The organism is Sphingomonas sp. 67-41, from assembly GCF_001899725.1.
GTDB classification, from domain to species: Bacteria; Pseudomonadota; Alphaproteobacteria; order Sphingomonadales; family Sphingomonadaceae; genus Sphingomonas; species Sphingomonas leidyi.
On the sequence record NZ_MKWJ01000011.1, the window covers coordinates 67,471 to 90,595 of the forward strand.

The 23,125-nt window shown below is 68.6% G+C and carries 22 protein-coding genes; 7 read left to right on the forward strand and 15 right to left on the reverse strand.

Annotation, left to right across the window (positions count from 1 at the left end):
- Positions 1–64 precede the first annotated feature (64 nt).
- From BGP17_RS06060 to trpD, 4 genes are all read right to left on the reverse strand, one after another.
- Positions 65–718 (reverse strand): glutathione S-transferase family protein, encoded by a 654-nt coding sequence (locus BGP17_RS06060; protein WP_286711356.1) that lies wholly within the window; start codon positions 716–718, stop codon positions 65–67.
- A 163-nt stretch (positions 719–881) separates the two neighbouring features.
- The gene (moaC, locus tag BGP17_RS06065) at positions 882–1,349 is read right to left on the reverse strand and encodes a cyclic pyranopterin monophosphate synthase MoaC (protein WP_286711357.1); all 468 of its coding nucleotides are present in this window, start codon (positions 1,347–1,349) and stop codon (positions 882–884) included.
- Between the two features lie 43 nt (positions 1,350–1,392).
- A complete protein-coding gene (gene trpC, locus BGP17_RS06070; protein ID WP_286711358.1) occupies positions 1,393–2,181 on the reverse strand; it encodes an indole-3-glycerol phosphate synthase TrpC in 789 nt (262 codons plus the stop codon).
- Entirely contained in the window at positions 2,181–3,173 is a 993-nt protein-coding gene (gene trpD / locus BGP17_RS06075; RefSeq protein ID WP_286711359.1) for an anthranilate phosphoribosyltransferase, read from the reverse strand. Before trpD ends, trpC begins: the two co-directional genes overlap by 1 nt.
- A gap of 125 nt (positions 3,174–3,298) precedes the next feature.
- Here trpD and BGP17_RS06080 point away from each other — a divergent pair, with 125 nt between their 5' ends.
- A complete protein-coding gene (locus tag BGP17_RS06080; RefSeq protein WP_286711360.1) occupies positions 3,299–4,498 on the forward strand; it encodes a M23 family metallopeptidase in 1,200 nt (399 codons plus the stop codon).
- A gap of 67 nt (positions 4,499–4,565) precedes the next feature.
- On the opposite strand, the gene BGP17_RS06085 is transcribed toward BGP17_RS06080, so the two are convergent.
- The 3 genes from BGP17_RS06085 to BGP17_RS06095 form a co-directional block, all read right to left on the reverse strand.
- Positions 4,566–4,883: a hypothetical protein gene (locus BGP17_RS06085; RefSeq protein ID WP_167298537.1), complete on the reverse strand. Its 318-nt coding sequence runs from the start codon at positions 4,881–4,883 to the stop codon at positions 4,566–4,568.
- A 107-nt stretch (positions 4,884–4,990) separates the two neighbouring features.
- Positions 4,991–5,575, reverse strand: coding sequence for an anthranilate synthase component II (locus BGP17_RS06090; RefSeq protein WP_286711361.1), 585 nt, complete (start codon positions 5,573–5,575; stop codon positions 4,991–4,993).
- An 11-nt stretch (positions 5,576–5,586) separates the two neighbouring features.
- Positions 5,587–6,336 (reverse strand): phosphodiester glycosidase family protein, encoded by a 750-nt coding sequence (locus tag BGP17_RS06095; RefSeq protein WP_286711362.1) that lies wholly within the window; start codon positions 6,334–6,336, stop codon positions 5,587–5,589.
- A gap of 114 nt (positions 6,337–6,450) precedes the next feature.
- Between BGP17_RS06095 and BGP17_RS06100 the strand changes: the two genes are divergently transcribed.
- Positions 6,451–6,870, forward strand: coding sequence for a hypothetical protein (locus BGP17_RS06100; RefSeq protein WP_286711363.1), 420 nt, complete (start codon positions 6,451–6,453; stop codon positions 6,868–6,870).
- Between the two features lie 39 nt (positions 6,871–6,909).
- Here BGP17_RS06100 and trpE read toward each other — a convergent pair whose 3' ends face one another.
- Positions 6,910–8,406, reverse strand: coding sequence for an anthranilate synthase component I (trpE, locus tag BGP17_RS06105; protein WP_286711364.1), 1,497 nt, complete (start codon positions 8,404–8,406; stop codon positions 6,910–6,912).
- 4 nt (positions 8,407–8,410) lie between these two features.
- Entirely contained in the window at positions 8,411–10,345 is a 1,935-nt protein-coding gene (locus BGP17_RS06110) for a peptidylprolyl isomerase (RefSeq protein ID WP_286711365.1), read from the reverse strand.
- Positions 10,346–10,466: 121 nt separating this feature from the next.
- Between BGP17_RS06110 and tpiA the strand changes: the two genes are divergently transcribed.
- On the forward strand, positions 10,467–11,219 hold the full coding sequence (gene tpiA, locus BGP17_RS06115; protein WP_286711366.1) for a triose-phosphate isomerase: 753 nt from the start codon (positions 10,467–10,469) through the stop codon (positions 11,217–11,219).
- Here tpiA and BGP17_RS06120 read toward each other — a convergent pair.
- Positions 11,167–12,564 (reverse strand): MFS transporter, encoded by a 1,398-nt coding sequence (locus BGP17_RS06120; protein ID WP_286711367.1) that lies wholly within the window; start codon positions 12,562–12,564, stop codon positions 11,167–11,169. The two genes, tpiA and BGP17_RS06120, sit on opposite strands and share 53 nt — an antisense overlap.
- Positions 12,565–12,657: 93 nt before the next feature.
- On the opposite strand from BGP17_RS06120, the gene BGP17_RS06125 reads away from it, so the two are divergent.
- Together BGP17_RS06125 and BGP17_RS06130 are read left to right on the forward strand one after the other, a co-directional pair.
- On the forward strand, positions 12,658–13,695 hold the full coding sequence (locus BGP17_RS06125) for an alpha/beta hydrolase (protein ID WP_286711368.1): 1,038 nt from the start codon (positions 12,658–12,660) through the stop codon (positions 13,693–13,695).
- 66 nt (positions 13,696–13,761) lie between these two features.
- The gene (locus tag BGP17_RS06130) at positions 13,762–14,001 is read left to right on the forward strand and encodes a hypothetical protein (RefSeq protein ID WP_286711369.1); all 240 of its coding nucleotides are present in this window, start codon (positions 13,762–13,764) and stop codon (positions 13,999–14,001) included.
- A 54-nt stretch (positions 14,002–14,055) separates the two neighbouring features.
- Here the strand turns inward: BGP17_RS06130 and BGP17_RS06135 are convergent, their stop codons facing one another.
- A complete protein-coding gene (locus tag BGP17_RS06135; protein WP_208413410.1) occupies positions 14,056–14,370 on the reverse strand; it encodes a hypothetical protein in 315 nt (104 codons plus the stop codon).
- Positions 14,371–14,476: 106 nt separating this feature from the next.
- Positions 14,477–15,871 (reverse strand): leucyl aminopeptidase family protein, encoded by a 1,395-nt coding sequence (locus BGP17_RS06140; protein WP_286711370.1) that lies wholly within the window; start codon positions 15,869–15,871, stop codon positions 14,477–14,479.
- Between the two features lie 210 nt (positions 15,872–16,081).
- Between BGP17_RS06140 and BGP17_RS06145 the strand changes: the two genes are divergently transcribed.
- Entirely contained in the window at positions 16,082–18,514 is a 2,433-nt protein-coding gene (locus tag BGP17_RS06145) for a membrane-bound PQQ-dependent dehydrogenase, glucose/quinate/shikimate family (RefSeq protein WP_286711371.1), read from the forward strand.
- A 293-nt stretch (positions 18,515–18,807) separates the two neighbouring features.
- On the opposite strand, the gene BGP17_RS06150 is transcribed toward BGP17_RS06145, so the two are convergent.
- Positions 18,808–19,716, reverse strand: a complete 909-nt coding sequence (locus tag BGP17_RS06150) for a hypothetical protein (RefSeq protein ID WP_286711372.1) — start codon at positions 19,714–19,716, stop codon at positions 18,808–18,810.
- Positions 19,716–21,119, reverse strand: coding sequence for a serine hydrolase domain-containing protein (locus BGP17_RS06155; RefSeq protein ID WP_286711373.1), 1,404 nt, complete (start codon positions 21,117–21,119; stop codon positions 19,716–19,718). The genes BGP17_RS06150 and BGP17_RS06155 overlap by 1 nt, the downstream gene beginning before the upstream one ends.
- 278 nt (positions 21,120–21,397) lie before the next feature.
- Between BGP17_RS06155 and BGP17_RS06160 the strand changes: the two genes are divergently transcribed.
- Positions 21,398–21,673, forward strand: a complete 276-nt coding sequence (locus BGP17_RS06160; RefSeq protein WP_286711374.1) for a hypothetical protein — start codon at positions 21,398–21,400, stop codon at positions 21,671–21,673.
- Between the two features lie 53 nt (positions 21,674–21,726).
- Here BGP17_RS06160 and rimO read toward each other — a convergent pair whose 3' ends face one another.
- Complete coding sequence (rimO, locus tag BGP17_RS06165; RefSeq protein ID WP_167298553.1) at positions 21,727–23,058, reverse strand: 30S ribosomal protein S12 methylthiotransferase RimO; 1,332 nt, start codon at positions 23,056–23,058, stop codon at positions 21,727–21,729.
- Positions 23,059–23,125 lie beyond the last annotated feature (67 nt).

The window sequence follows — 23,125 nt, forward strand, 5'->3', positions numbered from 1 at the left end:
CCCAGGATCTGAAGGCGGGGTTAATCCGCAGGGTTGCGGAATTCCTAATGCGCGCGCCGAACCCTCAATCCCGATCCGGCGCCCCCAACGGGAAATAGGCGCGATAGGGCCGGGCTTCCTCGACGCAGCGGGCGACCGAGGGGCGGGCGAGCAGGCGGGCGCGATAGGCGCGCAGATTGGCCAGTGCCTCGGGGATCGGGCGTACCCAATCGGCATAGAAGAGCGAGGGCGCAGCGGCGCAATCGGCAAGGGTGAAGCTGTCTCCCACCGCCCAGACGCGCCCGGCCAGATGGGCGTCGAGCCAGGCATAGACCTTGTCGAGCCGCGCCATCGCCTCGCCGAGGCCGACGGGATCGCGCCGTTCCTCGGGCAGCAGCGCGTCGAGCACCGGCCTCTGCATCGTGCCCATCACGTAATTGTCGAAGATCCGGTCGAGCATCCGGGCCTGCACGGCGATATCGGCATCGGCGGGGATCATCGGCACCGGGCCGAGGTGATGGACGTGAAGATATTCGATGATCGCAGTCGCCTCGAGCACCGTGCGGTCGCCTTCGACCAGGACCGGGAAGAGCTTGAGCGGCCAGCGCGCCTCCAACTCGGCATTGGCCTCGGCGTCCTCCAGGTTGCGGAAGGTGAAGGCGGTGCCGTTCTCGTAGAGCGGGATCAGCGCCTTCCAGGTGTAGGACGAGAAGGGGTGGCCGAAGAGCTGAAGGGTCATGGCATCCTCTGATAGTTAGGTTATTGGCTAACTATTTCGATTCGACGGCGCTGTCACGCATTTTCTCGCCCTTGCCTCGCCCTGACATCGCTTCGTCATCCCCGCCAGCGCGGGATGACGGGGTTTGCTGATTGAGACGGGATCCGCTGATCCGAGCGCGACCTCAGGCCGCCCAGTCGCCCGATTTGCCGCCCTTCTTGGAGAGCAGGCGAATCTCGCCGATCACCATCGCCCGGTCGAGCGCCTTGGCCATGTCGTAGAGCGTGAGCAGCGCAGTGGAGACGGCGGTGAGCGCTTCCATCTCGACGCCCGTCTGTCCCTCGGCGGCGGCAGTGGCGGTGACCGTCACGCCCGCCTCGTCGGGCGCTAGGTCGACTGCGACCCGGGTGAGCGGCAGGGGATGGCAGAGCGGGATCAATTCGGCAGTGCGCTTGGCGGCCATGATCCCGGCGATGCGGGCGGTGGCGAGCACGTCGCCCTTCTTCACCGCCCCGGCGCGGATCGCGGCGGCTGCCTCCGCCGACATCGCGATCCGCCCGGTGGCGACTGCCTCGCGCAGGGTGACGGCCTTGCCCGCGACATCCACCATGCGCGCCGCGCCGGTTTCGTCGAGATGGGTGAGGTCCGTCATTTCCCGTTCCCCGAGGGGAAGAGGGAAGTTGCGCGCGCCCCGCTCATCCCACCAGGGCCCGGGTTGCGGCTTCCACATCGTCCTGGCGCATCAGCGACTCGCCGATCAGGAAGCAGCGGATGCCGTGCGCGGCCATCGCGTCCAGGTCGGCGCGGCCGTTCAGCCCGCTCTCGGCGACAAAGGTGCAGTCGGCCGGCGCATGGGCGACGAGTTCGTAGGTTTTCTGGACATCGACTTCGAAGGTCTTGAGATTGCGATTGTTCACGCCGATCAATCGCGAGCGGAGCCGAAGCGCCCGTTCGAGCTCGGCGGCATCGTGCACCTCGACCAGCACGTCCATGCCAAGGCCGAGCGCCGCATCCTCGATCTCGGCCATCTGCGCATCCTCGAGCGCGGCGACGATGATCAGGATCGCATCGGCGCCGATCGCGCGCGATTCGAGCGCCTGCCACGGATCGACCATGAAGTCCTTGCGGATCACCGGCAGGTCGCAGGCGGCGCGCGCGGCGATCAGATACTCCTCATGCCCCTGGAAATATTCGAGATCGGTGAGCACCGAGAGGCAGGCGGCGCCGCCGGCCTGATAGGCGCGGGCATGGGCGGGTGGATCGAAATCGGCGCGGATCAGGCCCTTGGAGGGGCTGGCCTTCTTGATCTCGGCGATCAGGCCATAGCCGCCCGCCGCGGCCCGGGCATCGAGCGCGGCCCGGAAGCCGCGGGGCGGCGTGCGCGCGAGGGCAAGGCCGTGCAGGTCGGCGACGGAGGTGGCGCGGCGGCGCGCGGCGACCTCGTCGTGCTTGGTGGCGATGATCTTGTCGAGGATCGTGGACATCAAAAGGCGATCCAGCAGTCGAGCAGGGCCTTGGCAAGCCCCTTGTCGATCACTTCGGCGGCTTCCTCGACGCCTTCGCGCAAGTCGCTCGCCTGGCCGGCGACCACCAGCGCGGCGGCGGCGTTGAGCAGGACGGCGTCGCGATAGGGGCCGTGCTCGCCCTGGAGCAGGCGGTGCAGGGCGAGGGCATTGTATTCCGGGCCGCCGCCGCGAATGGCCGTCAGGGGGTGGCGGGGCAGGCCGGCATCCTCGGGGACGATCCGCGCCGGCAGGCCCGAACTGCCGATGCTGACCACGACGCTGGCCCGCTCGGTCGAGAGTTCGTCCAGCCCTTCCTCGCCCGAGACGATCGCGGCGGAATCCACGCCGAGCTGCTGGAGCGCCTCGGCATAGATCGGCGCATAGTCCGGGCGGGCGATGCCGATCAGCTGGCGGCGGACATGGGCGGGATTGGCCAGCGGACCCATCAGGTTGAAGATGGTGCGGCGGGCGATGCGGCGGCGCAGCGGCCCGATCCGCGCCAGCGAGGGGTGATGCGCCTGGGCGAACAGGAAGGCGATGCCGAGTTCGTGGAGCGATTCCTCGGCCCGGGCGCCGGCGCGGTCGAGATCGAGGCCAAGCGCCTCCAGCGTGTCGGCGGCGCCCGATTTGGACGAGGCGGCGCGGTTGCCATGCTTGGCGACCGGCACGCCCGCCGCGGCGACGACCAGGCTCACCGCGGTCGAGACGTTGAGCGTGTGGTGCCCGTCGCCGCCGGTGCCGCAAACGTCGATCGCGCCTGCGGGGGCGGTGATCGGGATCAGCCGGGCGCGCATGGCCCGCGCCGCCTCGGCGATTTCGATGCTGGTCTCGCCGCGCACCGACAGGTCGATCAGAAAGCGCTCGATCTCGGGCTCGGGCACATTGCCGTCGAGAATGTCGGCAAAGGCCTGGGCGGCGGATTCGCGGGCAAGCGGCGTCGCGGGATCGGGAAGGAGGGCAAATGGCGTCACGCGGGCTCTATCGGCCCTTGGGCGGGGCGAAGTCGAGCAAATCCTGCTGGAGGCGGTGTGAAGTCCGGCTGGAGCGGAAGCGGCTTGACCGGATCGCCGGGGCATCGTCTTGAAGGCGTTCAACCTTGGGACTTCGCGTCGATATGGTCTCCCCTCTGGTGCAGGCGCTGGCCCTGTTGCTGACGATCGCCGCGCCGACGGGGCAGGATCGGAGCGAGCCGGTCCATCAGGCGCAGATGGAAGCGCGGATCCGCGTGGCGCCGCGCCCGGTTGCCGGCAGCGACGGCGCGCGTCACCTCGCCTATGAGCTGCAGGTCACCAGCCATTATTCGGGCGATGCGCCGCTCCGGCTGACTCGCCTGGCGATCTTCGCGGGCGATGCGCGGACACCGCTGAAGACGCTGGAAGGCGCGGCGCTATGGGCGCTGCTCGGCCCGCAGGCGGCGGACGAGGCGCGGCAGGACGGCATCCCGATCGCCGACGGCGCGAGCCGGACGTTCTTCCTCTGGCTCGCCTTGCCGCCCGGCATGCGGCCCGCGTCGCTGCGGCACCAGCTGACCTTCCGTGCCGACAAGGGCGCGGTACAGCGCGCCGACGACGTGCGGACGCCCGTGGTCGCGGCGGCGCCGGTGCGGATCGGGCCGCCCCTGCGCGGCGGGCGCTGGCTGGCGGTCGAGGGGCCGGGCAATCATCTGTCGCATCATTGGGGCAGCATGGTCGCGATCGACGGCACGCTGAGCATCCCGCAGCGCTATGCGATCGACTGGTTCGGGCTGGACGCCGGCAGCCATTCGATTCGCGGCGCGCATGCCTCGCCGGCGGCCACCGTGGATGCGGACTGGATCGGCTATGGCCGGGACGTGTTCGCAGTGGGCGACGGTGTGGTGGTCGATGCGCGCGACGGCGTTCCGAACGGCAAGCCGCTGGCGCCGCAGCAAGTGCCGGACGACCTCACCGCGCGCAGCCTGTACGGCAATTTCGTCGTCCTGCGGATCGCGCCGGGCGTCTATGCGCACTACGCCCATCTGCAGGCCGGCAGCGTGCAGGTGCGGCCCGGCCAGCGCGTGCGCCGCGGCACGGCGATCGGCCGTCTCGGCCAGACCGGGAGCGCGGGCGCTCCGCATCTCCATTTCCACATCAGCGACCGGCCGGGCTTCGAGCGATCGGAGGGGCTGCCCTTCGTCATCGATCGGTTCACGCTGCTCGGGGAGGCGACGATCGAGGATAGTTTCGACCCGGCGGTGCCGGTTCGCGTGCGGGCGCCCGGCGCGCGCCTCCACCGCGACGAACTGCCGCTCGACGGCAGCATCGTGGCCTTTCCCTAGCCCGCTTCGATCAAGCGGCGGCCCTCGGGGTCGATCGCGAGGTCGCGCGCAATGGCCTCCGGATCGATCAGCTCGCGTTGTCGGAGGGCGCGTCGCCGTCGCCATCCAGGGCGCATCCGCCATGGTGGCGGCCATGGCGCGGCGGCATCTCGTCGGGAGTGAGCTTGCCGTCCTTGTTGACGTCGAGCTTGTCGAAGCGGGCAGTGGCCGCCGCGATCCATTCGGCGCGGGTGATCGTGCCGTCGCCATCGGCATCGGCGCGGGCGAACTGGCCCCCGGCCCCGTTTCGGGCGTGACCCATGCTGGCGGAGGCGATGCCGCCCGCCGCCACGGTGACCAGCACGCCAGCGAGCGTCGCGCTGACCAGCTGCAGCTTGTGGTCCATTGCGTTCTCCTTCCCGCCCGGAATCGGGCCAGGCTGGAGAAAATCGCGGGCGAACGTCGCGCGACTATGTCGGCGGACGGCCGAATTTGTCGCAAATTATCCTAGCGTCAGGCGAGCGCGCCCGCCCCGATCCCGGCGATCCGGAGGAAGTTCGCCAGCATCGCATGGCCATGTTCGGTGGCGATGCTCTCCGGATGGAACTGTACCCCGTGGATCGGCAGCGTCCTGTGCCGGAAGCCCATCACATGCGCGTCGTCCGCAGTGGCGTTGACCACCAGATCCTCGGGAATGTCGGTGACGATCAGCGAATGGTAGCGCGTCGCGGTGAAGGGCGAGGGCAAGCCTTCGAACAGGCCGGTGCCGTCATGGCTCACCGGGCTCGTCTTGCCGTGCATCAGCCCGCCGCGGACCACCGATCCGCCGAAATGCTGGCCGATCGCCTGATGGCCGAGGCAGACGCCGAGCAGCGGCTTGCCAAGGTCGGCGCAGGCGGCGACGAGATCGAGGCTGATCCCCGCTTCGTTGGGCGTGCAGGGGCCGGGCGAGATCAGGAACGCCTGGGCATTGCTGGCGACGGCGTCCCGCGCGGTGAGCGCGTCGTTGCGCACCACCTGCACGTCGGTGCCCAGCTCCATCAGATAATGGACCAGGTTCCAGGTGAAGCTGTCGTAATTGTCGATGACGAGGATCATGGTGGAACGCGCTACCGCGTCTGGAACGCTACGACAATCGGCCCGATCGGTGCGCCGCCGTCCAGCCGGTCGGACACCGGGTCCCACAGGCGGGAGACGGCACCATCGAGATAGAGTGCATCGGGCGCGGCGAGCCGGTCGCGGAACAGCCGGGCGAAGCGGCCGAACGACACCGGTTCGTTGCTGATCGCGAACCAGGCGCTGCCGTTCAGCCCGACCCCGACTGCGTTGCGCACCTGGAGCGAAGTGCCGTTCTCGGCCAGCTTGGGATGGAGCTGGCCGTCGATCAGCAGCATCGGCCCCGACTGGGTGGCGAAACGGACGTGATCGGGTTTGTTCTTCGCGAAATCGTCGGTGGTGGCGACGTGCCAGCCCTTCGCATCGCCCCAGAACACGCCGTTCGGCTGCATGTGGAAATTTCCGGGGCCGGGGCGCCGGTTGAGCGGCTTCTGCTCGGCGCCGTCCTCGACATAATAGCCGATCGGCAGGCCGGACGCATCGAACATGCCGGCGTTCATCGCGAAGGCGATGCGCGGGTGGCGCGGGCCCAGCCGCGGCTCGAGCCCGGTGAAGTCGCGCATCGGGCGGCCGTCCTTGCCCTTGTCGACCAGCATCAGCTCGTGCTTCTGCGGATCGGCGCGGCACACGGTGAAGCGGCTGCCTTCGAAGCGGATGTCGCGGCACGCCGCGTCGATGCTGCCGTTGGAGGCGCAGGCGGCAAGCAGCAGGAAGGCGCCGGCGGGGGCGATCGGCCGGATCATCCGTGCCACTTAGGGGCAAAAGACGCGGAGGCAAGACGCCGCGTGCCTTGGGCTTGCCATAGTGAGACGGCACGCCGGGCGGCGAGGGGCGTTGTTGCGCCGGAAGGAGTGCTCATGATCGTTCGTTTGCTCGTTGCCGCCGCGTTGCTCGCGGGGCCCGCCATGGCGCAGGACGGCAAGCAGTCGCAGAATACCGATAGCAGCGGCCCGCCCAAGCGGGTGCGCAGCATCCTGCTCTACGGGCAGGAGGAATGCCCCAAGCCGCAGAGCGAGGAAGAGATCGTGGTGTGCGCCAATGCCGGCGAATCGCCCTATCGCATTCCCAAGCGCTTCCGGAACCAGCCCAAGGACGATGCGGCGTCCCAGGCCTGGACCAACCGGGTGGAGACGGTGGAGGAAGTCAATCGCGCCGGGCTGCCCAACAGCTGCTCGCCGGTGGGCATGGGCGGCCAGACCGGCTGCACCCGCCAGATGATCCGCCAATGGTATCAGGAGCGGCTCGACCAGAAGGCCAAGGACGCGCAGGTGCCGTGATCTTCGTCTCTCCCTCTCCCGCGGGGGAGAGGGAGTCGGCTATTGCCCGAACCCGGCTTCGCCGGCCTGCCTGACTGCCTCGCACGCCGCCGCGAACAGGGCGCCCGCCTTGGCCTCGCACTCGCGCTGCTCATATGCCGGATCGCTGTCCGCGACGATGCCGGCGCCGGCCTGGACGTGCATCGTCCCGTCCTTCACCAGCGCAGTCCGGAGCACGATGCAGCTGTCCATCGAGCCGTCGGGCGAGAAATAGCCGACGCCGCCGGCATAGGGGCCGCGCGTCTCGGGCTCCAGCTCGGCGATGATCTCGCAGGCGCGCACCTTGGGCGCGCCGCTCACCGTGCCCGCGGGGAAGCCCGCGAACAGCGCGTCGAGCGCGTCCTTGCCCGGTGCCAGCCGGCCGACCACGTTCGAGACGATGTGCATCACATGGCTGTAGAATTCGACCGCATAGCTGTCGGTCACCCGCACGCTGCCTGCCTCCGCCACGCGGCCGACATCGTTGCGGCCCAGGTCGAGCAGCATCAGATGCTCGGCGCGCTCCTTGGGGTCGGCGAGCAGGCTGGCGCGGTTCTCCTCGTCCTCGGCCGCGGTCTTGCCGCGCGGGCGCGTGCCGGCGATCGGGCGGATGGTCACTTCGCCGTCGCGAACCCGCACCAATATCTCCGGGCTCGATCCGGTAAGTGCGAAGCCCGGCAGGTCGAGATGGTAGAGGAAGGGCGAGGGGTTGATCCGGCGCAGCGCGCGATAGAGCTCGAAGGGCGGCAGCGCGAAGGGCGTGGTGAAGCGCTGGGCGAGCACCACCTGGAAGATGTCGCCCGCCGAAATATACTCCTTCGCCGCGGCGACCATCTCGCCATAGCGGCCCGGGCGCAGCACGGGGGCGAGGCGCACCTCCTCGGGCTCGGCGCGGACCGGGGCCGGGAGCGTTGCCCCGGCGAGTTGCGCCGCCACCGCATCGATCCGCTCGGCGGCCAGGTCCACATTCCCGTCCGGCCAGACCGGGGCCACCAGGAACAGCGCATCGGCAAGCCGGTCGAACACCAGCACCACCGTGGGGCGCACGAACATCATGTCGGGCACGCCGATCGGGTTCTCGGGCGGGCGCGGCAGCTTCTCGACCAGGCCCACTGTCTCGTAGCTGAAATAGCCGACCAGGCAGGCGAGCGCGCGCGGCAGTTCGGGCGGCACGTCGGTGCGGCAGCGGGCGGCGAGGGCGCGCAAGGCGTCCAGCGCGGGCTCGGCGCACGGCCGGAAGGCATGCCGGTCGGTCAGCCATTCGGCATTGATCGCCGCTTCGTTGCCGGTTGCGCGGAAGACGAGGTCGGGCGCCAGGCCGATCAGGCTGTGGCGCCCGCGCACCGATCCGCCCTCGACCGATTCGAGCAGGAAATCGCCCCGGCCGGGCTCGATCAGCTTGAGCGCGGCGGCGACCGGGGTCTCCGTGTCCGCGATCTGGCGCCGCCAGAGCAGCGCCGGCCGCCCGGCGGCAAGTGCCGCGCGGGCGGCTTCGATCCCCTCGACGCCGTGCGGCACGCCCTTAACGAGCGCCCTGGCGGGTCAGGTCGGCGCGCAGGCGAGCGATCGCCGCCTCGTTGCGGGTGACCTTCAGGTCGCCGCGGATCGCGCGGATGAACTCGCGGGCATATTCGGCGGGAATCTGCTGCTGCAGCGCGCTGCGCATGCCCGCCATCGCCATGGCGTCGCCCGACGCGTCATGCGGCTCCACCGTGCCCAGATACACGATGTAGAAGCCGCTGCGGTTGGGCGCGTCGAGCATGCGGGCGGTCTTCGGCTGCATGCTGAAGGCCATCTTGATGAAGTTCTCCTTCTGCGCGATTTCCTGGCGCTTGAAGTCGAACGGCTTGGGCGGCGGTCCCTTGGCGCCCGCATCGGCCAGCGCCTTCTCCATCGGCACGCCCTTGTTGAGCGCGGCGACGACCGCGGTGGCGACGGCCTTCGCCTTCTCCAGCGCCTTGTCGGTCAGATAGTCGCCCTTCACCTTGTCGCGGATGCCGGCGAGCGGGCGCGGGGCGGCAGCGACGATCCGGTCGAGCTTCACGATCGCGAAGCCGCCCTCGGGCGAGACCTGCACGATCTGCGAATCGTCGTCGGGATTCTCCATTGCGAAGCCGCCGCGCATGATCGCGGCCGTGGCGGGGTCGGGCTTATATGCTTCGTTGTCGGGATCGATGCCGCCTGCGGCGAGCGCGGGAGTGACCTGCGCGGTCAGCTTGGCATCGGCCAGCAGCTCGGCGAAATTCTTGCCGTCGCCCACGCCGTCCTCGATCTTCTGGCGGATGTCCGCCAGCGCCTGCGCGGTCTTGCGCTGGGTGATCTCGGTCGAAAGCTCCTCGCGCGCCTGGTCGAGCGACTTGGCGGCGATCTTCTCGATCTTCTCGACGACCAGGATATGCCAGCCGAGCTGCGACTTGATCGGGCCGACGACGCCGCCCTGCGCGGCGGCGAAGGCGGCATCGGCGATCGCGGCGGTGGTCTGGCGGCCGAGCTCGGCCTTCTCGACGCCCTCGAAGTTGCTCGGCTCGAGGCCGGCGGCCTGGGCGGTGGCGGCCAGCGCCTTGCCGCCCTTCACTTCGCCGGCGATCCTGTTGGCGGTCGCCTGGTCGAGCACGACCAGCTGGCGCACGCCGCGCTTCTCGGTCGCGGCGAAGCGGGTGCCGGCCTTCTTATAGGCATCGGCGATCTCGGCCTCGGTCGCGGTCTGCTGGGCGCGGATCTGGTCCGGCATCACCGTCGCATAGCGGACGATGCGGCGCTGGGGCACCAGATAGCGGGCGCGGTGGCTGACATAATAGGCGTTGAGTGCCTTGTCGTCGGGATCGGCGCCCGGATCCATCTGGGCAGTGTTGACCATGCCGACGATGCCGGCGCGGCGCTCGAGCAGCAGCGAGGCATAGGGCGCGACCACGCCGTTCGGAATGTCGGTGCCGATCGTCGCCCGGTTGATCAGCCAGTTGCCGAAGCGCTCCCGCATCATGCTCTCGCGGAAGAGGGCGGGCGCCAGGCGATTGTCGGCGAGCACCTTCTCGAAATTCTGCTGGCTGAACTTGCCGTCGATGCCGGCGAAGGACGGGTTGCTGGCGATCTCGGTGTCGATCAGCTTCTTCGAGACCTGCATGCCGGACTTCTTCGCGAATTCCACCAGCGCGGCCTGGTTGATCATCTCGTCGATCGCGACATCGAGCCCGCCCTGCGCGAGGAACTGCGCCATCGTCACGCTCTGGCCCTCGCGCTGGAGGTTACGGATGAACCGGTCGATCCGGTCCTTCACGTCGGTGTCCTTGATCTTCTCGCCGCCTACCGTGGCCAGGGTGCTGCTCGTCGCGCCGCCGCCCGAGTTGCGGATGCCGGTGATGTCGCCGGCGGCGAAGGCGATGGCGATGAGGCCAAGGAAGAGGAACACCGCGATCAGGCCGTAGCGCGACTTGGTGAAATTGCGGAAGAAGCTGAGCATGAAGGGCCGATCGTTGGAGACGCGTTTCCCGGTGCTTTAGGGCGCTCATCCGCCGCCATCAAGCTTGTGCGAACGCCCGCGCCTGCTATCCGCGAACGAAATAATCAAAACGGGAGGTTGGGTGATGCGCCGCAAGTTGGTGGCCGGGAATTGGAAGATGCACGGGCTGCGTGCGCAACTGCCGGAGATCGAAGCGATCGCGGCCGCGGCCGCCGCAACGCCGGCGGTGGACGTGGCGCTCTGCGTGCCCTTCACGCTGATCCATCCCGCGGCGCAGGTTGCCGGCAGCCTGCCGATCGGCGCGCAGGACCTGCACGAGGCCGATCAGGGTGCGCATACCGGCTGCATCTCCGCGCCGATGCTGGTGGAGGAGGGGGCGACCCTGACCATCGTCGGCCATAGCGAACGCCGTGGCGACCAGCACGAGACCAGCCACGATGCCTATATGAAGGCCGCCGCCGCGCATCGGCACGGCCTTGGGGTGATCCTGTGCTGCGGCGAGCTCGAGGCCGAGCGGGCGGCGGGCCGGGCCGAGCGCATCGTCCAGTCGCAGATCGAGAAATCGCTGCCCGACGATGCCGATCCAAGCTGGCTCACGCTTGCCTATGAGCCGCGCTGGGCGATCGGCACCGGCAAGACGCCGACGCCCGACGAGATCGCCTCGATGCACGCGATCCTGCGCGCCAAGCTGCGCATGATGATCGGCGAGGCCAAGGCCGACGGCATCCGCATCCTCTATGGTGGATCGGTGACCGGGGCGAATGCCGCGCAGATCCTGGCGCTCGACAATGTCGACGGCGCGCTGGTCGGCGGCGCGAGCCTCACCGCAGAGAAGTTCGTGCCGATCCTTCGGGGGGCTGCGTCGGTTTCCTGATTTCGCCGAGGGTCAGATAGGCGGTCACGCCCGAGAGCGCCGCCGCCGCGGCGCCGGCCAGCGCCCCCATGTGAAAGGCGCTGACCAGCCCGGCACCCGCCGCAGCGATCACCGCGCCGGCGATCGCGGTGGCGATCAGGCCGCCGGTGCGCGCGATCGCGCTGTTGAAGCCGGACGCCGTGCCGGTATGCGTCTCGTCGACCGAGGCCAGGACCGCCGTGGTGAGCGGCGCCGCGACGCTCGCCATGCCGATCGCGATGGCAAGCGCGCCGGGGAACACCGAGGTCCAGTAGGGCGCGTCGGCATCGACGCGCAGCAGCAGCGCGAAGCCGATGGCGACGATCAACGGGCCGATGGTGAGCGGCCAGCGCGGGCCGATCCGAGCGGTCACCTTGCCCATCACGCGGCTGGCGATTCCCATCCCCAATGGCATCGGCAACAGCGCGAAGCCGGCATGGAGCGCCGAATAGCCGCCCGCTTGGATGAGGACATAGGGAAGCAGCAACAGCACGCCGCCCAGCGCGCCGTAGAGCAGGAAGGTGAGCAGGGTGAGCCCGGCAAAGGCGCGCGAGCCGAACATCGCCACCGGCATCATCGCCCGGTCGCCGCGGGCGTGCTCGACCCACAGGAACAGGCCGATGGCGAGCGCGCCGGTGACGAGGCCGATCGCCACCGGCGCGTCCAGCGCGTGATGGCTCGACCAGAGCGTGAGCGCCCAGGTGATCGCGCCCAATGCCAGCGTCGCGGCGGCGGCGCCGGGCAGGTCGAGCGGCAGGTCGCCCTCGGCGCTCTCCTCGACATAGCGCATCGCGATGAAGATCGCGGCGAGTGCCACCGGCACGTTGACATAGAAGATCGCGCGCCAGCCGATCGCATCGACCAGCCAGCCGCCGAGCGGCGGGCCGACCGCACCTGCGATCGCGCCGACGCCGGCCCAGGTGCCGATCGCCTTGCCGCGTGCCTCGCCGGTAAAGGCATGGCCCAGCGTCGCGAGGCTGTTGGGCAGCAGGATCGCCGCGCCGATCCCCTGCACGGCACGGGCGGCAAGCAGCAGGGTGAGGTCCGCCGCCACCGCGCAGGCGATCGAGGCCGCCGTGAACAGCGCGATGCCGAGCACCAGCAGGCGGCGGCGCCCGAAATGATCCCCCGCCGCGCCGCCGATCAGCAGCAGGGCCGAGAGCGGCAGCATGTACGCATTGATCGTCCATTGCAGCTCGGCGGGCGTCGCGTGCAGGTCCGCCCCGATCGCCGGCAGCGCGACATTGGTGACCGATCCGTCGATGAACGCGAGGCTGGAGGCCAGGATGCAGGCGGTGAGGGTGAGATTGGGGTGCCTGGCCTGCATGGCGCATCCCTAGCAGATCGCACCGCCATGGTGGAGCAGGCTTGTGCCGCGCCGCCATCCGCATAGCATGCGCGCGGTTCACGGGAGGGTCCGATGCCGCTTCTCGCCTGGTTCGCCTGCCTGCTCGCCCTGGTCGCCGCGCCCGTCGGCGCGAGCACGCTCGACCATGGGCGGATCGACGCGGCCAGCCTGAGGGGCAATGCCGCCGGATTGCCGAGCGCACGCGGCGTCACCGTCTATCTTCCCGACGGCTATGCCGCGAACCGCACGAAGCGTTTCCCGGTGGTCTATTATCTCGGCAATTTCTTCGAGGACGACCGGGCGCCCTGGGCGAACAACGGGGCACAGGCGCTGTTCGACCAGGCGGTGGCGCGGGGCGTGATCGGCGGCGTGATCGTCGTGACCGTCGACTGCACCACCCCGGCAGGCGGCTCCTGGTACGTCAACTCGCCGGCGACCGGGAATTGGGAGGACTTCCTCTCCGGCGAGCTCGTCGCCTGGGTGGATGCGCGCTATCGCACCCTGGCTTCGCGGGATTCGCGCGGGATTGCGGGCGACCGGATGGGCGGGCACGGCGCGATCCGCCTGGCGATGCGCCATCCCGAGGTCTTCGGCGCGGTCTATGCGCTGCATCCGATCGGCATGGGGCCGGGGCTGCAGACGATGTTCTCGCGGCCCAACTGGCAGCTGCTTCGGGACGCCAAGGGCATCGACGACCTGCGCGGCGACGGCTTCTCGCTGATCTTCACCTCGATCTTCCAGGCGCATCTGCCCGATGCGGCGCGCGCGCCGCTGTTCTTCGACCCGCCGGCGCGGCTGAAGAACGGCAGGCTGGAAGTGGATCCGGCGCTCACCGAGCGGCTCAACGCCAGTTTCTTCCTCGAGCGCCAGGTGCCGGCGCATGCGGATAATCTGAAGCGCCTGCGCGGCTTCATGTTCGACTGGGGGCGGGAAGACGCCAACCCCGACCATATCGTCTCGCTCCAGGCCTTCACCCGCACGCTCGATGCGTTCGGCATACCCTATGAAGCCGAGGAATATCGTGGCGGCTGGGGGGATCGGCACTGGGGCGAGGAGGGGCGCATCTACACCGAGATGCTGCCGTTCTTCGCCCGCAAGCTGGTGTTCTAGGATATGCCCCGGGGGGCACCGAATGCTCCCTTGCGGACATCGCTCGCGGCGTGCGAGCATCTTCCGATGTCGGATGAAGACGAGGATTTCCGCACCCGCCGGATCGGCCAGTGGGAGATGCTGCCTCGTTGGGTGAAATGGATCACCACGCTGATCGGGCTGCCCGCCTGGCTGGTGTTCGTGGCCGGTATCTTTCGCGGGGATATCGGCAGCAGCTACCAGATGTTCGCGTTGGCCATATTCGCAGGCGTGGCCGCTCTTCAGGCTTTCTTCACCGTGCGCGCCCTTGTCCGGATGGATATCTAGCGGCGGTTTGCGCCAGTGGGCCGCGGGCGCGGCAGGTGCTTTGGGTGCGGATGCTCATCCAAGTCCGGCCGCGATGCTCCCCAGCGCCAGGGCCAGAATCTCCGCAAGCAGCCAAAGGGCCCCGAGGACGCCATAGACCACGGCCAGTCCGCGCCTGGTCTTCCCCGCGGCGGCGGCAGCCGCGATGCCGAAGGCAGCGGAAGCGCACAGCAGGACAAGCTCCCTTGCTCCCCACAAGGCGCCCAGGAGCAAGAAGGTGATGAGGAAGGCGAGCGCGCCGGCCGTGCATGCGGCCACCAGCCTGCGGGCTGGCGTGGGCGCTTCCGCAAGCGCGGCGACCCGGTGATATCTTGTCAAGCGGCCCTTCACCCGCCGAGCCTATATTCGGCGAGGCCGGGCCGCAATATCGTCGCCCCGCCGAGCTCGGCCCGGCCGGACCCGCAGCCCCTCCCGGCAAGGGAGGGGAGGGCCGGGTTCACTTCGCGTAGCGGTCCTTCAGCACCTTCCACACGGCGCGCAGGCTCACTGCCTCGGCGCCCTTGGGACGGCCCGGCTTGTGGCTGCCGTTCCAGCAGAAGATGTCGAGATGCGCCCATTGCGCCTTTTCGGGGACGAACTCCTTGAGGAACAGCGCGGCGGTCAGCGCGCCGCCGAACGGGGCTTCGGCCGCATTGACCATATCGGCCACGTCCGACTTCAGCATCTCCTTGTACGGATCGTAGAGCGGCAGGCGCCACATCGGATCCGCCTCGGTCTCCGCCGCGGCCAGCAGCTCGCTCGCCAGCGTGTCGTCATTGGCGAACAGCGCCTGCAGGTCGGCCCCCAGCGCGACGCGGGCGGCGCCGGTGAGCGTCGCATAGTCGATCACCAGTTCCGGGCCCTTTTCCTCGGCCTTGGTCAGCGCATCCGCCAGGATCAGGCGGCCCTCGGCGTCGGTGTTGCTGTTCTCCACCGTGATGCCCTTGCGCGAACGCATGATGTCGCCCGGGCGCGTCGCTTCGCCGTTGATCGAATTCTCCACCGCGGGGACGAGCATGTGCAGTCGCACCGGCAGGCGCGACGCCATGATCAGCTCGGCGGTGGCCAGCGCGTGCGCCGCGCCGCCCATGTCCTTCTTCATCAGCCGCATCCCGGCGGCGGGCTTGATGTCGAGCCCGCCCGAATCGAAGCACACGCCCTTGCCGATGATCGCGACCTTCGGATGCTCGGGGTTGCCCCATTCGATCTCGATCAGCCGCGGCTCGCGGCCCTTGCCGGCGGCCTTGCCGACTGCCCAGAGCAGGCCATAGCCCTTCTCGATCTCGTCGCCCTTCACCACCGTCAGCTGGCAGCCATGGGCCTTGACCAGTTCGGCGGCGGCGGCCTCGAGGTCGGCCGGGCCCATGTCGTTGGCGCCGGTGTTGATCCGGTCGCGCAGCTTGTATGTGGCATTGGCCATGCGCACCGCTTCCTCGATCCGCGCAGGCTCGGAAGTGAGCAGCACGCGCGGGCCGACCGGCGCCTTCTCGTCCTTCTTGTAGGCATCGAACTTGTACTGGGCGGCCAGCCATCCATGGATCGCCTTGCCGGGGTCGACGCCTTCGATGCGGTACGTCCCTTCCGGAAGCGTTTCGGCGAGCTTGGCGAGGCACCACACCGACAGGCGCTCCGCATTGGCGACGACGCTCACCACCGACCAGTCCTCCGCGCCGTCGCCGGGCAGGATCGCGCTGGCATAGGCACTGGGCACCAGCTTCTGCGCGGCGGCCGCGGTGCGATGGCGCGGCGGCTGGGCGGCGAGCCAGGCATCGAAACCCTTGGCGTCGATCACATGGATGGTGCGGGCGGGCTGGCCCTTGTCGGGCTGAACGAGCGTGTTGGGATCAGGCATGGGCGTTGATCTAGGTAATGGCGGCGGCGAGGGCTAGGGGGCTTTTGTTCCTTTCCGCGATCTATCCAGCCGCGGCCGTTCCCGCCTTGGCAGGGGTGACGGCCGATACGCGCGGGCAGTCCGTGGCCGGGCAAGAATTTTCCCCCGGGATGGAACTCAATCGTTGCGCTCCCGGTTTCCAATTCGTCCGCGGGCAACAGGGAGCAAGCGATGACCGACACGCGCTATGAAGGGGAGCGCATCCCCTATCTCGAGCCGGTGGAGGAAAAGCCGCGTCTCCGCAGCATCGCCGCGACGATCGTCGGTGCGGCGATCGGCCTGATCGGGCTGGTGCTCGCGATCGGCGGGGCCTGGCTCGCGGTGCTGGGCGGCTCGCTCTATTATCTACTCACCGGTGCGCTGATGCTGTGGTCGGGCTGGCTGCTGATCCGCGGGCGGATGAGCGGAGGCTGGCTCTACCTCGCCATCGTCGTCGCCAGCATCCTATGGGCCTGGTGGGAAGTCGGGCCCGATCCCTGGGCCCAGGTGCCGCGCGTGGTCGCGCCGGTAGTGCTCGCCGTCGCAGTGATCCTGGTGCTGCCGACGCTCACCCCGGCGCCGGGCAAGTGGCGGCTGGCGCTGGGCGGTGTCGGGGTGGCGCTGCTGCTCACCGTGATCAACTTCTGGGCCGCCGCGGCCGGCCAACCCGATCCTGTGCTTGCCGGCCTGCCTTCGCCGGGGACCGCGGGGATGGTCGACCCCTCCGGCCAGCAGACCGGCGCCGACTGGCCCGTCTATGGCGGCACCACCAGCGCCAGGCGCTATTCGCCGCTCGTCCAGATCACGCCGGCGAACGTGTCGAAGCTCAAGCAGGCATGGCTCACCCATACCGGCGACCTGCCGTCCTCCGCGATGATCCGGAAGACCTATGGCGCCGAGAACACGCCGCTCAAGGTGGGCGACAGCCTGTACATCTGCACGCCCAAGAACATCCTGCTCGCGCTCGACGCGGCGACGGGCATGGAGAAATGGCGCTACGATCCAAAGGTGCCGGACGATGCGATCCCCTATACCGCGGCGTGCCGCGGCGTGGTCTATTACGCCGTGCCCAATGCGCCGGCGAACCAGGCCTGTGCGACGCGGGTGATCGAGGGCACGCTCGATGCGCGGCTGATCGCGGTCGATGCGAAGAGCGGCAAGCCCTGTGCCGATTTCGGCACGAATGGCCAGGTCGATGCCAAGCAGGGCATGGGCAAGGTTCCCGCCGGCTTCGTCTCGATCAACTCGCCGCCCACGCTCGTCCGCGGGGTGCTCGTCACCGGCCATCAGGTGCTGGACGGGCAGGATCGCTGGGCGCCGTCGGGCGTGATCCAGGGGTTCGACGTCGTCACCGGCCAGCTGCGCTGGGCCTGGGACATGATGCATCCGGACTGGAACGGCGCGCCGCCCGCCGGGCAGGAATGGGCGCGCGGCACGCCGAACGTGTGGACGATGGCGAGCGGCGACGAGCAGCTCGGGCTCGTCTATCTCCCGATGGGCAATGCCGCGGCCGACTATTATTCGTCGCTGCGCCGGCCGGAGGAGAATTTCTACGCGACTTCGCTGGTGGCGCTCGATGTGACCACCGGCAAGCCCAGATGGCGCTTCCAGGCAGTGCGCAATGACGTGTGGGACTATGATTTCGGCGCCCAGGCCACCTTGGTCGACTATAAGGGCGCGCCCGCGCTGATCCTGCCGTCGAAGCAGGGCGATATCTACATCCTCGATCGCCGCAGCGGCCAGCCGCTCACGCCGGTGGGCGAGATGAAGGTGCCGGGCGGCGGCGTCGAGCCGGAGCAGCGCACGGCCACCCAGCGCGTGTCGCTGTGGCATACGCTGCGCAAGCCCGACCTTGCCGAGCGCGACATGTGGGGCATGTCGCCGATCGACCAGATGCTCTGCCGGATCAATTTCCGCCGGGCGAGCTACAAGGGCTTCTTCACCCCGCCCGAGGCCGACCGGCATTCGATCCAGTATCCGGGCTATAATGGCGGGACCGACTGGGGTGGCGTCGCGGTCGATCCGCAGCGCGGAGTGATCGTCGCCAACTACAACGACATGCCCAACTATGTCCGTCTCGTGCCGCGCGCCGAGGCCGACAGGCTCGGCTGGGCGCCGCGCGACCAGGCGCGGGGCAGGATCGGCGGTGCCGAGGGTGCGGGCGATCCGCAGGCGAACACGCCCTATGCGATCAACGTCAATGCCGGCTGGCGGATGCCGTTCACCGGGCTGCTCTGCAAGCGGCCGCCCTATGGCGGGATCCGCGCGATCGACATGGCCAGCGGCAAGACGATCTGGGACCGCCCCTTCGGCGAGGCGCGCACCAATGGGCCGTTCGGCATTCCCTCGATGCTGCCGGTGACGATCGGCACGCCCAACAATGGCGGCGCGGTGGTGACGGCGGGCGGGCTGATCTTCGTGGCGGCGGCGACCGACAACCTGATCCGCGCGATCGACCTGAAGACCGGCAAGACGCTGTGGAAGGCCGTGCTGCCGGCGGGCGGGCAGGCGACGCCGATCACCTATGAGGCGAACGGCAGGCAGTATCTGGTCATCTATGCCGGCGGCCATCATTTCATGGAGACGCCGGTGGGGGACGAGGTAGTGGCCTATGCGCTGCCATGAGCGCCTCGCGGTCTTGCAGGACCGCGGGCGCGCGCTACGCTCCTTGCCGTAGGAAGGAGAGGTCCCCGTGAAGGTAAATGAGGTCCCTGGATTCCCTTGTCCCCAGTGCGGCAAGCTCGTCCATATCGATTTTGCGGAGTTTCTGCGCACCGGGGAGGCGACCTGCTCCCATTGCCTGCTTCGCCTTTCCATAGACCGCAAGGCAAGCGACGCGTTCGTCGAAACGATGCGGAGTCCGCCGATCATGCGGGGCGGCAAGGGCAGGTAAGGGCCAGGCCGGCCGGCGCCGGCGTTCAGCGCAGCGCCTTCACCTGCGGCGCGCACAGGGCGATCGCACGATCGATCATGAAGCTCAGCCGGTCGCGCGCCAGGGCGAGCTCGGCCGGATCCAGGCCCCGGTCGAGCGTCTCGAAGTTGAGATAGGCGAGGCCGTGCAGCACGGCATAGTTGGAGAGCGAGCCGTCGCTCGTCACCACGCGCTCCTGCACGACGTTGAAATCCGCGCCGACCATCGCGTCTCGGCAAAAGGCGGCGCCCGGCGGGTCCCTGGCGAGGAAGGTGGCGAATGCGACGGTGTCGTCATCGTCGAACGGCCAGGCCTTCGATATCGAGGGGCTGGGGATCAGCGTATCGTCGCAATAGCGGATCGAGATGATCCCGCTGCCCTCCGGATCGCCCTTGTTGCAGTGCGAGCCCGCCGTTTCGAAACCCCTGGCGTTGGTATGGAGCGCGATGATCGGCCAGGCACCGTGCGCCAGATCGGCCAGGATATTGTGCGCATAGCCGGGGAGCGCGGTGTCGAAATTGCGATTGGGGTCGATCGGCCTGCCGTAATCGACGGCTTCGTTGAGGCGCCTGCCGTCGCCGCCGGGCGCGATGCCGGAGTCGATCGCGATCAGCACGCCGCCATATTTCCGCACGGCCACCAATCCGGCTTCGAACCCGGCATTCTCGTTGTCGTGCGGCACGAAGAAGAGCGGTCCCCCGGGGTGTTTCGCATTGGCGATGCGCCACAGGCGCCAGCGCGCACGCTCCTCGCGAAATTCCAGGGCCGAGACAGTGAGCCCCTGCCACGCCGCGGGGTCGCGATGCCGGGCGAAGTCGTCGTCCTGCACGGTCAGCGGGTCCACGGGCCGTACCGTCGCCGCATCGGGCGGGCTGGCGGCGAACAACGCGGCGGCGGCCAGGGCGGGAAGGCGCATCAGTCCCTCGGCTGGATCAGGAACTGCTCGAACTTTCCGTGAAAATCCGGCTCGGCATAGGTGATGGCGATCAGCTTGCGGCCATCGGCATAGACGATGTCGTAGTTGCGATTGACGAATCCGCCGCGCAGCCGCGGCTTGCCGCGCGGCGTGAAGCTCACCGGATCGCCCAGCGCGAAGAGGCTGGTGTAGTAATCCCCGGTTGCCTGGGCAGTGAAATAGTAGCTGGCGTCCTCGGTGAGTTGCGACCGGTCCAGCGTGCCGGTGCGGAGCTGGTCGAACAGCTTGCGCGCGAGTTGATCGCGATAGAGGTCCGTCGAGATGACGGGGACGGGCGGGGGAAGCGGATGGAGGAGATCGGTGATCCCGCCGGTGATCGCGTCCTGCGCGCCGCCGAAATCGGCATTGACCAGCGCGACCACGGCGAAGCGCTTCTCGGGCATCACGAAATTGTCGGAGAGGAAGCCCACGGCTTCGCCGCCATGCTCGACGGTCCTGTCGCCCGCGCGGTTGCCGACCGAGACGCCGAGGCCATAATGGGTATCGGTGCCGTTGGTGAGCTTGATCGCGGTTTCCTGCGTCGCCCAGTCCTCGGGGCTCAGGATCTTGCGGTCGATCCGGGCGATGTCCCATTTGGCGAGGTCGCTGGCCGACATGGCGAGCTCGCCCGCCGCCCATAGCCAGCCATGCGCCGCCGGACGGGCCGCACGGACGGGCCCGAGCGCGAAGCGATGATTGCCCTGCGGGAAGCCCTTGCCCACCGCATAGTCCTGATCCATCGCGTCGATGCCGAGCGGCTTGAAGATCTTCTTCTGGAGATAGTCGAGCAGCTTCATGCCCGACGCCTTCTCGATGATCATGCCGGCGACGACATAGCCGGTGTTCGAATATTGCCAGGCGCTGCCCGGCTCGAAATCGAGCGGCTTCTTCGCCCAGCGATCGAGGATCTGCTGGGGTGTGACCGGCTTCTGCATCGCGGCGAAGTCATAGTCCTGCGGCCAGTAATCCTGGATGCCGGCGGTGTGGCTGAGCAACTGGCGGATGCTGATCCGGTCGGCGCCGGTGATGTCGGGCACCCATTTCGACACCTTGTCGTCGAGGCCGAGCTTGCCTTCGTCCTCGAGCAGCAGGATCGCCGCCGCGGTGAACTGCTTCGAGATCGATGCGATCTGGTACTTCGCCGCCGGGCTGGTCGCCTTCATCCCCGGACCCTGATCGCCATAGGCCTTGGCGAAGACGATCTTGCCGTCGCGCACGATCGCGACCGAGGCGGAGGGGGCGCCGGACGATCTGAGCGCATCGGCGACGATCGTGTCGACCCTGGCGGCTTCGTCGGCAGTGAGCTGCTGCGCGGCGGCGGGAGTGGCGACGAGAAGAGCGGCGGCAAGGGCGGATCGGAACATTGGGCCTCCGGAGCGATGTCGCGCGAGCTTAGGCCAGCATGCTGTTTCCGTCATCTTTCCGTTTGGCATGCGCGCCTTGCCCGAGCGGCATGGAATCGGCACGACCCGGTCATGCGTTACGCCGGAACGGTGTAATTACCTGTTAGTAAAGCCGGAGAATGTCTCCCCGGTGAACTCGATGCTATGTGTTTTATACCAAGTAGATAAATGGTATGACCCTGACAGGGTGGCGGCATAACAATAGCATTTTACTCACCTAATATTGGGAGGGAATTGCCATGTTATTTGCATTCGCAGCGATGATGGGATGGTGCGGCACCAAATGGCCGGGCTGGTGGCGCTGGCCGCGTCCGCCGCATCCGGATCCCGAGCCCTGGTGGCGGCTGGTCGACGGCATTCTCGGGGCGGTGGGTGGCGTGATCGCCGTCAACCTGTTCGAGCCGATGCTGCGCGATCAGGGGTTGATGGCCACCGGCCTGACGGCGTTCTTCGGCGGCCTCGCCGTGGCGACGGCCGTGGAAGCGGTGGTCGGGCTGAACGCCAAGGCGCGCTGAGCGCTACGGACTCTAGGGGGCGGGCGGTGCCCCCGGGCACCGCCTTGCTTGCGTCAGGCCAGCGGCACGCCGTAGAGGTCATGCTCGTCGGCATCCTCGATCTCGACCCGGACGATATCGCCCTGGCCGAGATGCCCGGCGTCGCGCAGGAACACCTCGCCGTCGATCTCCGGGGCATCGGCCTGGCTGCGGCCGGTGGCGCCGCCTTCCTCGCCGACCTCGTCGATGATCACTTCGAGCGTGCGGCCGATCCTGGCCTGAAGCTTGGCGGCCGAGATCGCCGCGGTCTTCGCCATGATCCGGGCGTAGCGCTCTTCCTTCACCTCTTCCGGCACCGCGCCGGGCAGGGTATTGGCCGCCGCACCCTCGACGGGCTCGAAGCGGAACGCGCCGACCCGGTCGAGCTGGGCCTCGTCGAGCCAGTCGAGCAGGTACTGGAAGTCCGCTTCGGTCTCGCCGGGGAAGCCGACCACGAAGGTCGAGCGGATCGTCAGGTCCGGCGCGATCTCGCGCCACTTCTTCAGCCGCTCGAGTACCTTGGCTTCGTTCGCCGGGCGCTTCATCGAGCGCAGGACGCTCGGGCTGGCGTGCTGGAACGGGATGTCGAGATAGGGGAGGATCAGCCCCTCGGCCATCAGCGGGATGACCTGGTCGACATGCGGATAGGGATAGACATAGTGCAGCCGCACCCAGGGCGCGATCCTGCCGAGCTCGCGGGCGAGATCGGTCATGTGGGGGATCACGTCCCGGCCCTTCCACAGGCGCGGCTCCTTGCGGATGTCGACGCCGTAAGCCGAGGTGTCCTGGCTGATGACCAGCAGTTCCTTCGTCCCGGCTTCGACCAGCTTCTCCGCCTCGCGCAGGATCGCGTCGGGACGGCGGCTGACCAGGTCGCCGCGCAGCGCCGGGATGATACAGAAGGCGCAGCGATGGTTGCAGCCCTCCGAGATCTTCAGATAGCTGTAATGGCGCGGCGTGAGCTTCAGGCCCGCGTCCGGCACCAGGTTGACGAAGGGCGAGGGCGGCATCGGGGCCGCCTCGTGCACCGCGCCGACCACTTCCTCATACTGATGCGCACCGGTGACGGCGAGCACGTTGGGGAAACGGGCGCGGATCGTCTCGGCCTCCTTGCCCATGCAGCCGGTGACGATCACCCGGCCGTTCTCGGCGATCGCCTCGCCGATCGCCTCGAGCGATTCCTCCTTGGCGCTGTCCAGGAAGCCGCACGTGTTGACCAGCACGACATCGGCGCCGGCATAGTCGGGCGACATCGCATAGCCGTCGCTGCGCAGCTTGGTGAGGATCCGCTCGCTGTCGACCAGGTTCTTGGGACAGCCGAGCGACACCATGCCCACGCGGGGCGCCTCGGGGAGTTTGGTTGCCATGATTGGCGGGCGACATAGGGATTTTCGCCGAAAAAGCTAGGCCGGTGCTGTCCGGGGACGATTCGGC

Excerpts from the sequence above, each read along its gene's own strand:
- BGP17_RS06060 (WP_286711356.1), bottom strand. The coding sequence starts at position 718 with ATGACCCTTCAGCTCTTCGGCCACCCCTTCTCGTCCTACACCTGGAAG.
- moaC (WP_286711357.1), bottom strand. The coding sequence starts at position 1,349 with ATGACGGACCTCACCCATCTCGACGAAACCGGCGCGGCGCGCATGGTG.
- trpC (WP_286711358.1), bottom strand. The coding sequence starts at position 2,181 with ATGTCCACGATCCTCGACAAGATCATCGCCACCAAGCACGACGAGGTC.
- BGP17_RS06085 (WP_167298537.1), bottom strand. The coding sequence starts at position 4,883 with ATGGACCACAAGCTGCAGCTGGTCAGCGCGACGCTCGCTGGCGTGCTG.
- BGP17_RS06090 (WP_286711361.1), bottom strand. The coding sequence starts at position 5,575 with ATGATCCTCGTCATCGACAATTACGACAGCTTCACCTGGAACCTGGTC.
- BGP17_RS06095 (WP_286711362.1), bottom strand. The coding sequence starts at position 6,336 with ATGATCCGGCCGATCGCCCCCGCCGGCGCCTTCCTGCTGCTTGCCGCC.
- BGP17_RS06100 (WP_286711363.1), top strand. The coding sequence starts at position 6,451 with ATGATCGTTCGTTTGCTCGTTGCCGCCGCGTTGCTCGCGGGGCCCGCC.
- BGP17_RS06110 (WP_286711365.1), bottom strand. The coding sequence starts at position 10,345 with ATGCTCAGCTTCTTCCGCAATTTCACCAAGTCGCGCTACGGCCTGATC.
- BGP17_RS06120 (WP_286711367.1), bottom strand. The coding sequence starts at position 12,564 with ATGCAGGCCAGGCACCCCAATCTCACCCTCACCGCCTGCATCCTGGCC.
- BGP17_RS06125 (WP_286711368.1), top strand. The coding sequence starts at position 12,658 with ATGCCGCTTCTCGCCTGGTTCGCCTGCCTGCTCGCCCTGGTCGCCGCG.
- BGP17_RS06130 (WP_286711369.1), top strand. The coding sequence starts at position 13,762 with ATGTCGGATGAAGACGAGGATTTCCGCACCCGCCGGATCGGCCAGTGG.
- BGP17_RS06140 (WP_286711370.1), bottom strand. The coding sequence starts at position 15,871 with ATGCCTGATCCCAACACGCTCGTTCAGCCCGACAAGGGCCAGCCCGCC.
- BGP17_RS06145 (WP_286711371.1), top strand. The coding sequence starts at position 16,082 with ATGACCGACACGCGCTATGAAGGGGAGCGCATCCCCTATCTCGAGCCG.
- BGP17_RS06150 (WP_286711372.1), bottom strand. The coding sequence starts at position 19,716 with ATGCGCCTTCCCGCCCTGGCCGCCGCCGCGTTGTTCGCCGCCAGCCCG.
- BGP17_RS06155 (WP_286711373.1), bottom strand. The coding sequence starts at position 21,119 with ATGTTCCGATCCGCCCTTGCCGCCGCTCTTCTCGTCGCCACTCCCGCC.
- BGP17_RS06160 (WP_286711374.1), top strand. The coding sequence starts at position 21,398 with ATGTTATTTGCATTCGCAGCGATGATGGGATGGTGCGGCACCAAATGG.
- rimO (WP_167298553.1), bottom strand. The coding sequence starts at position 23,058 with ATGGCAACCAAACTCCCCGAGGCGCCCCGCGTGGGCATGGTGTCGCTC.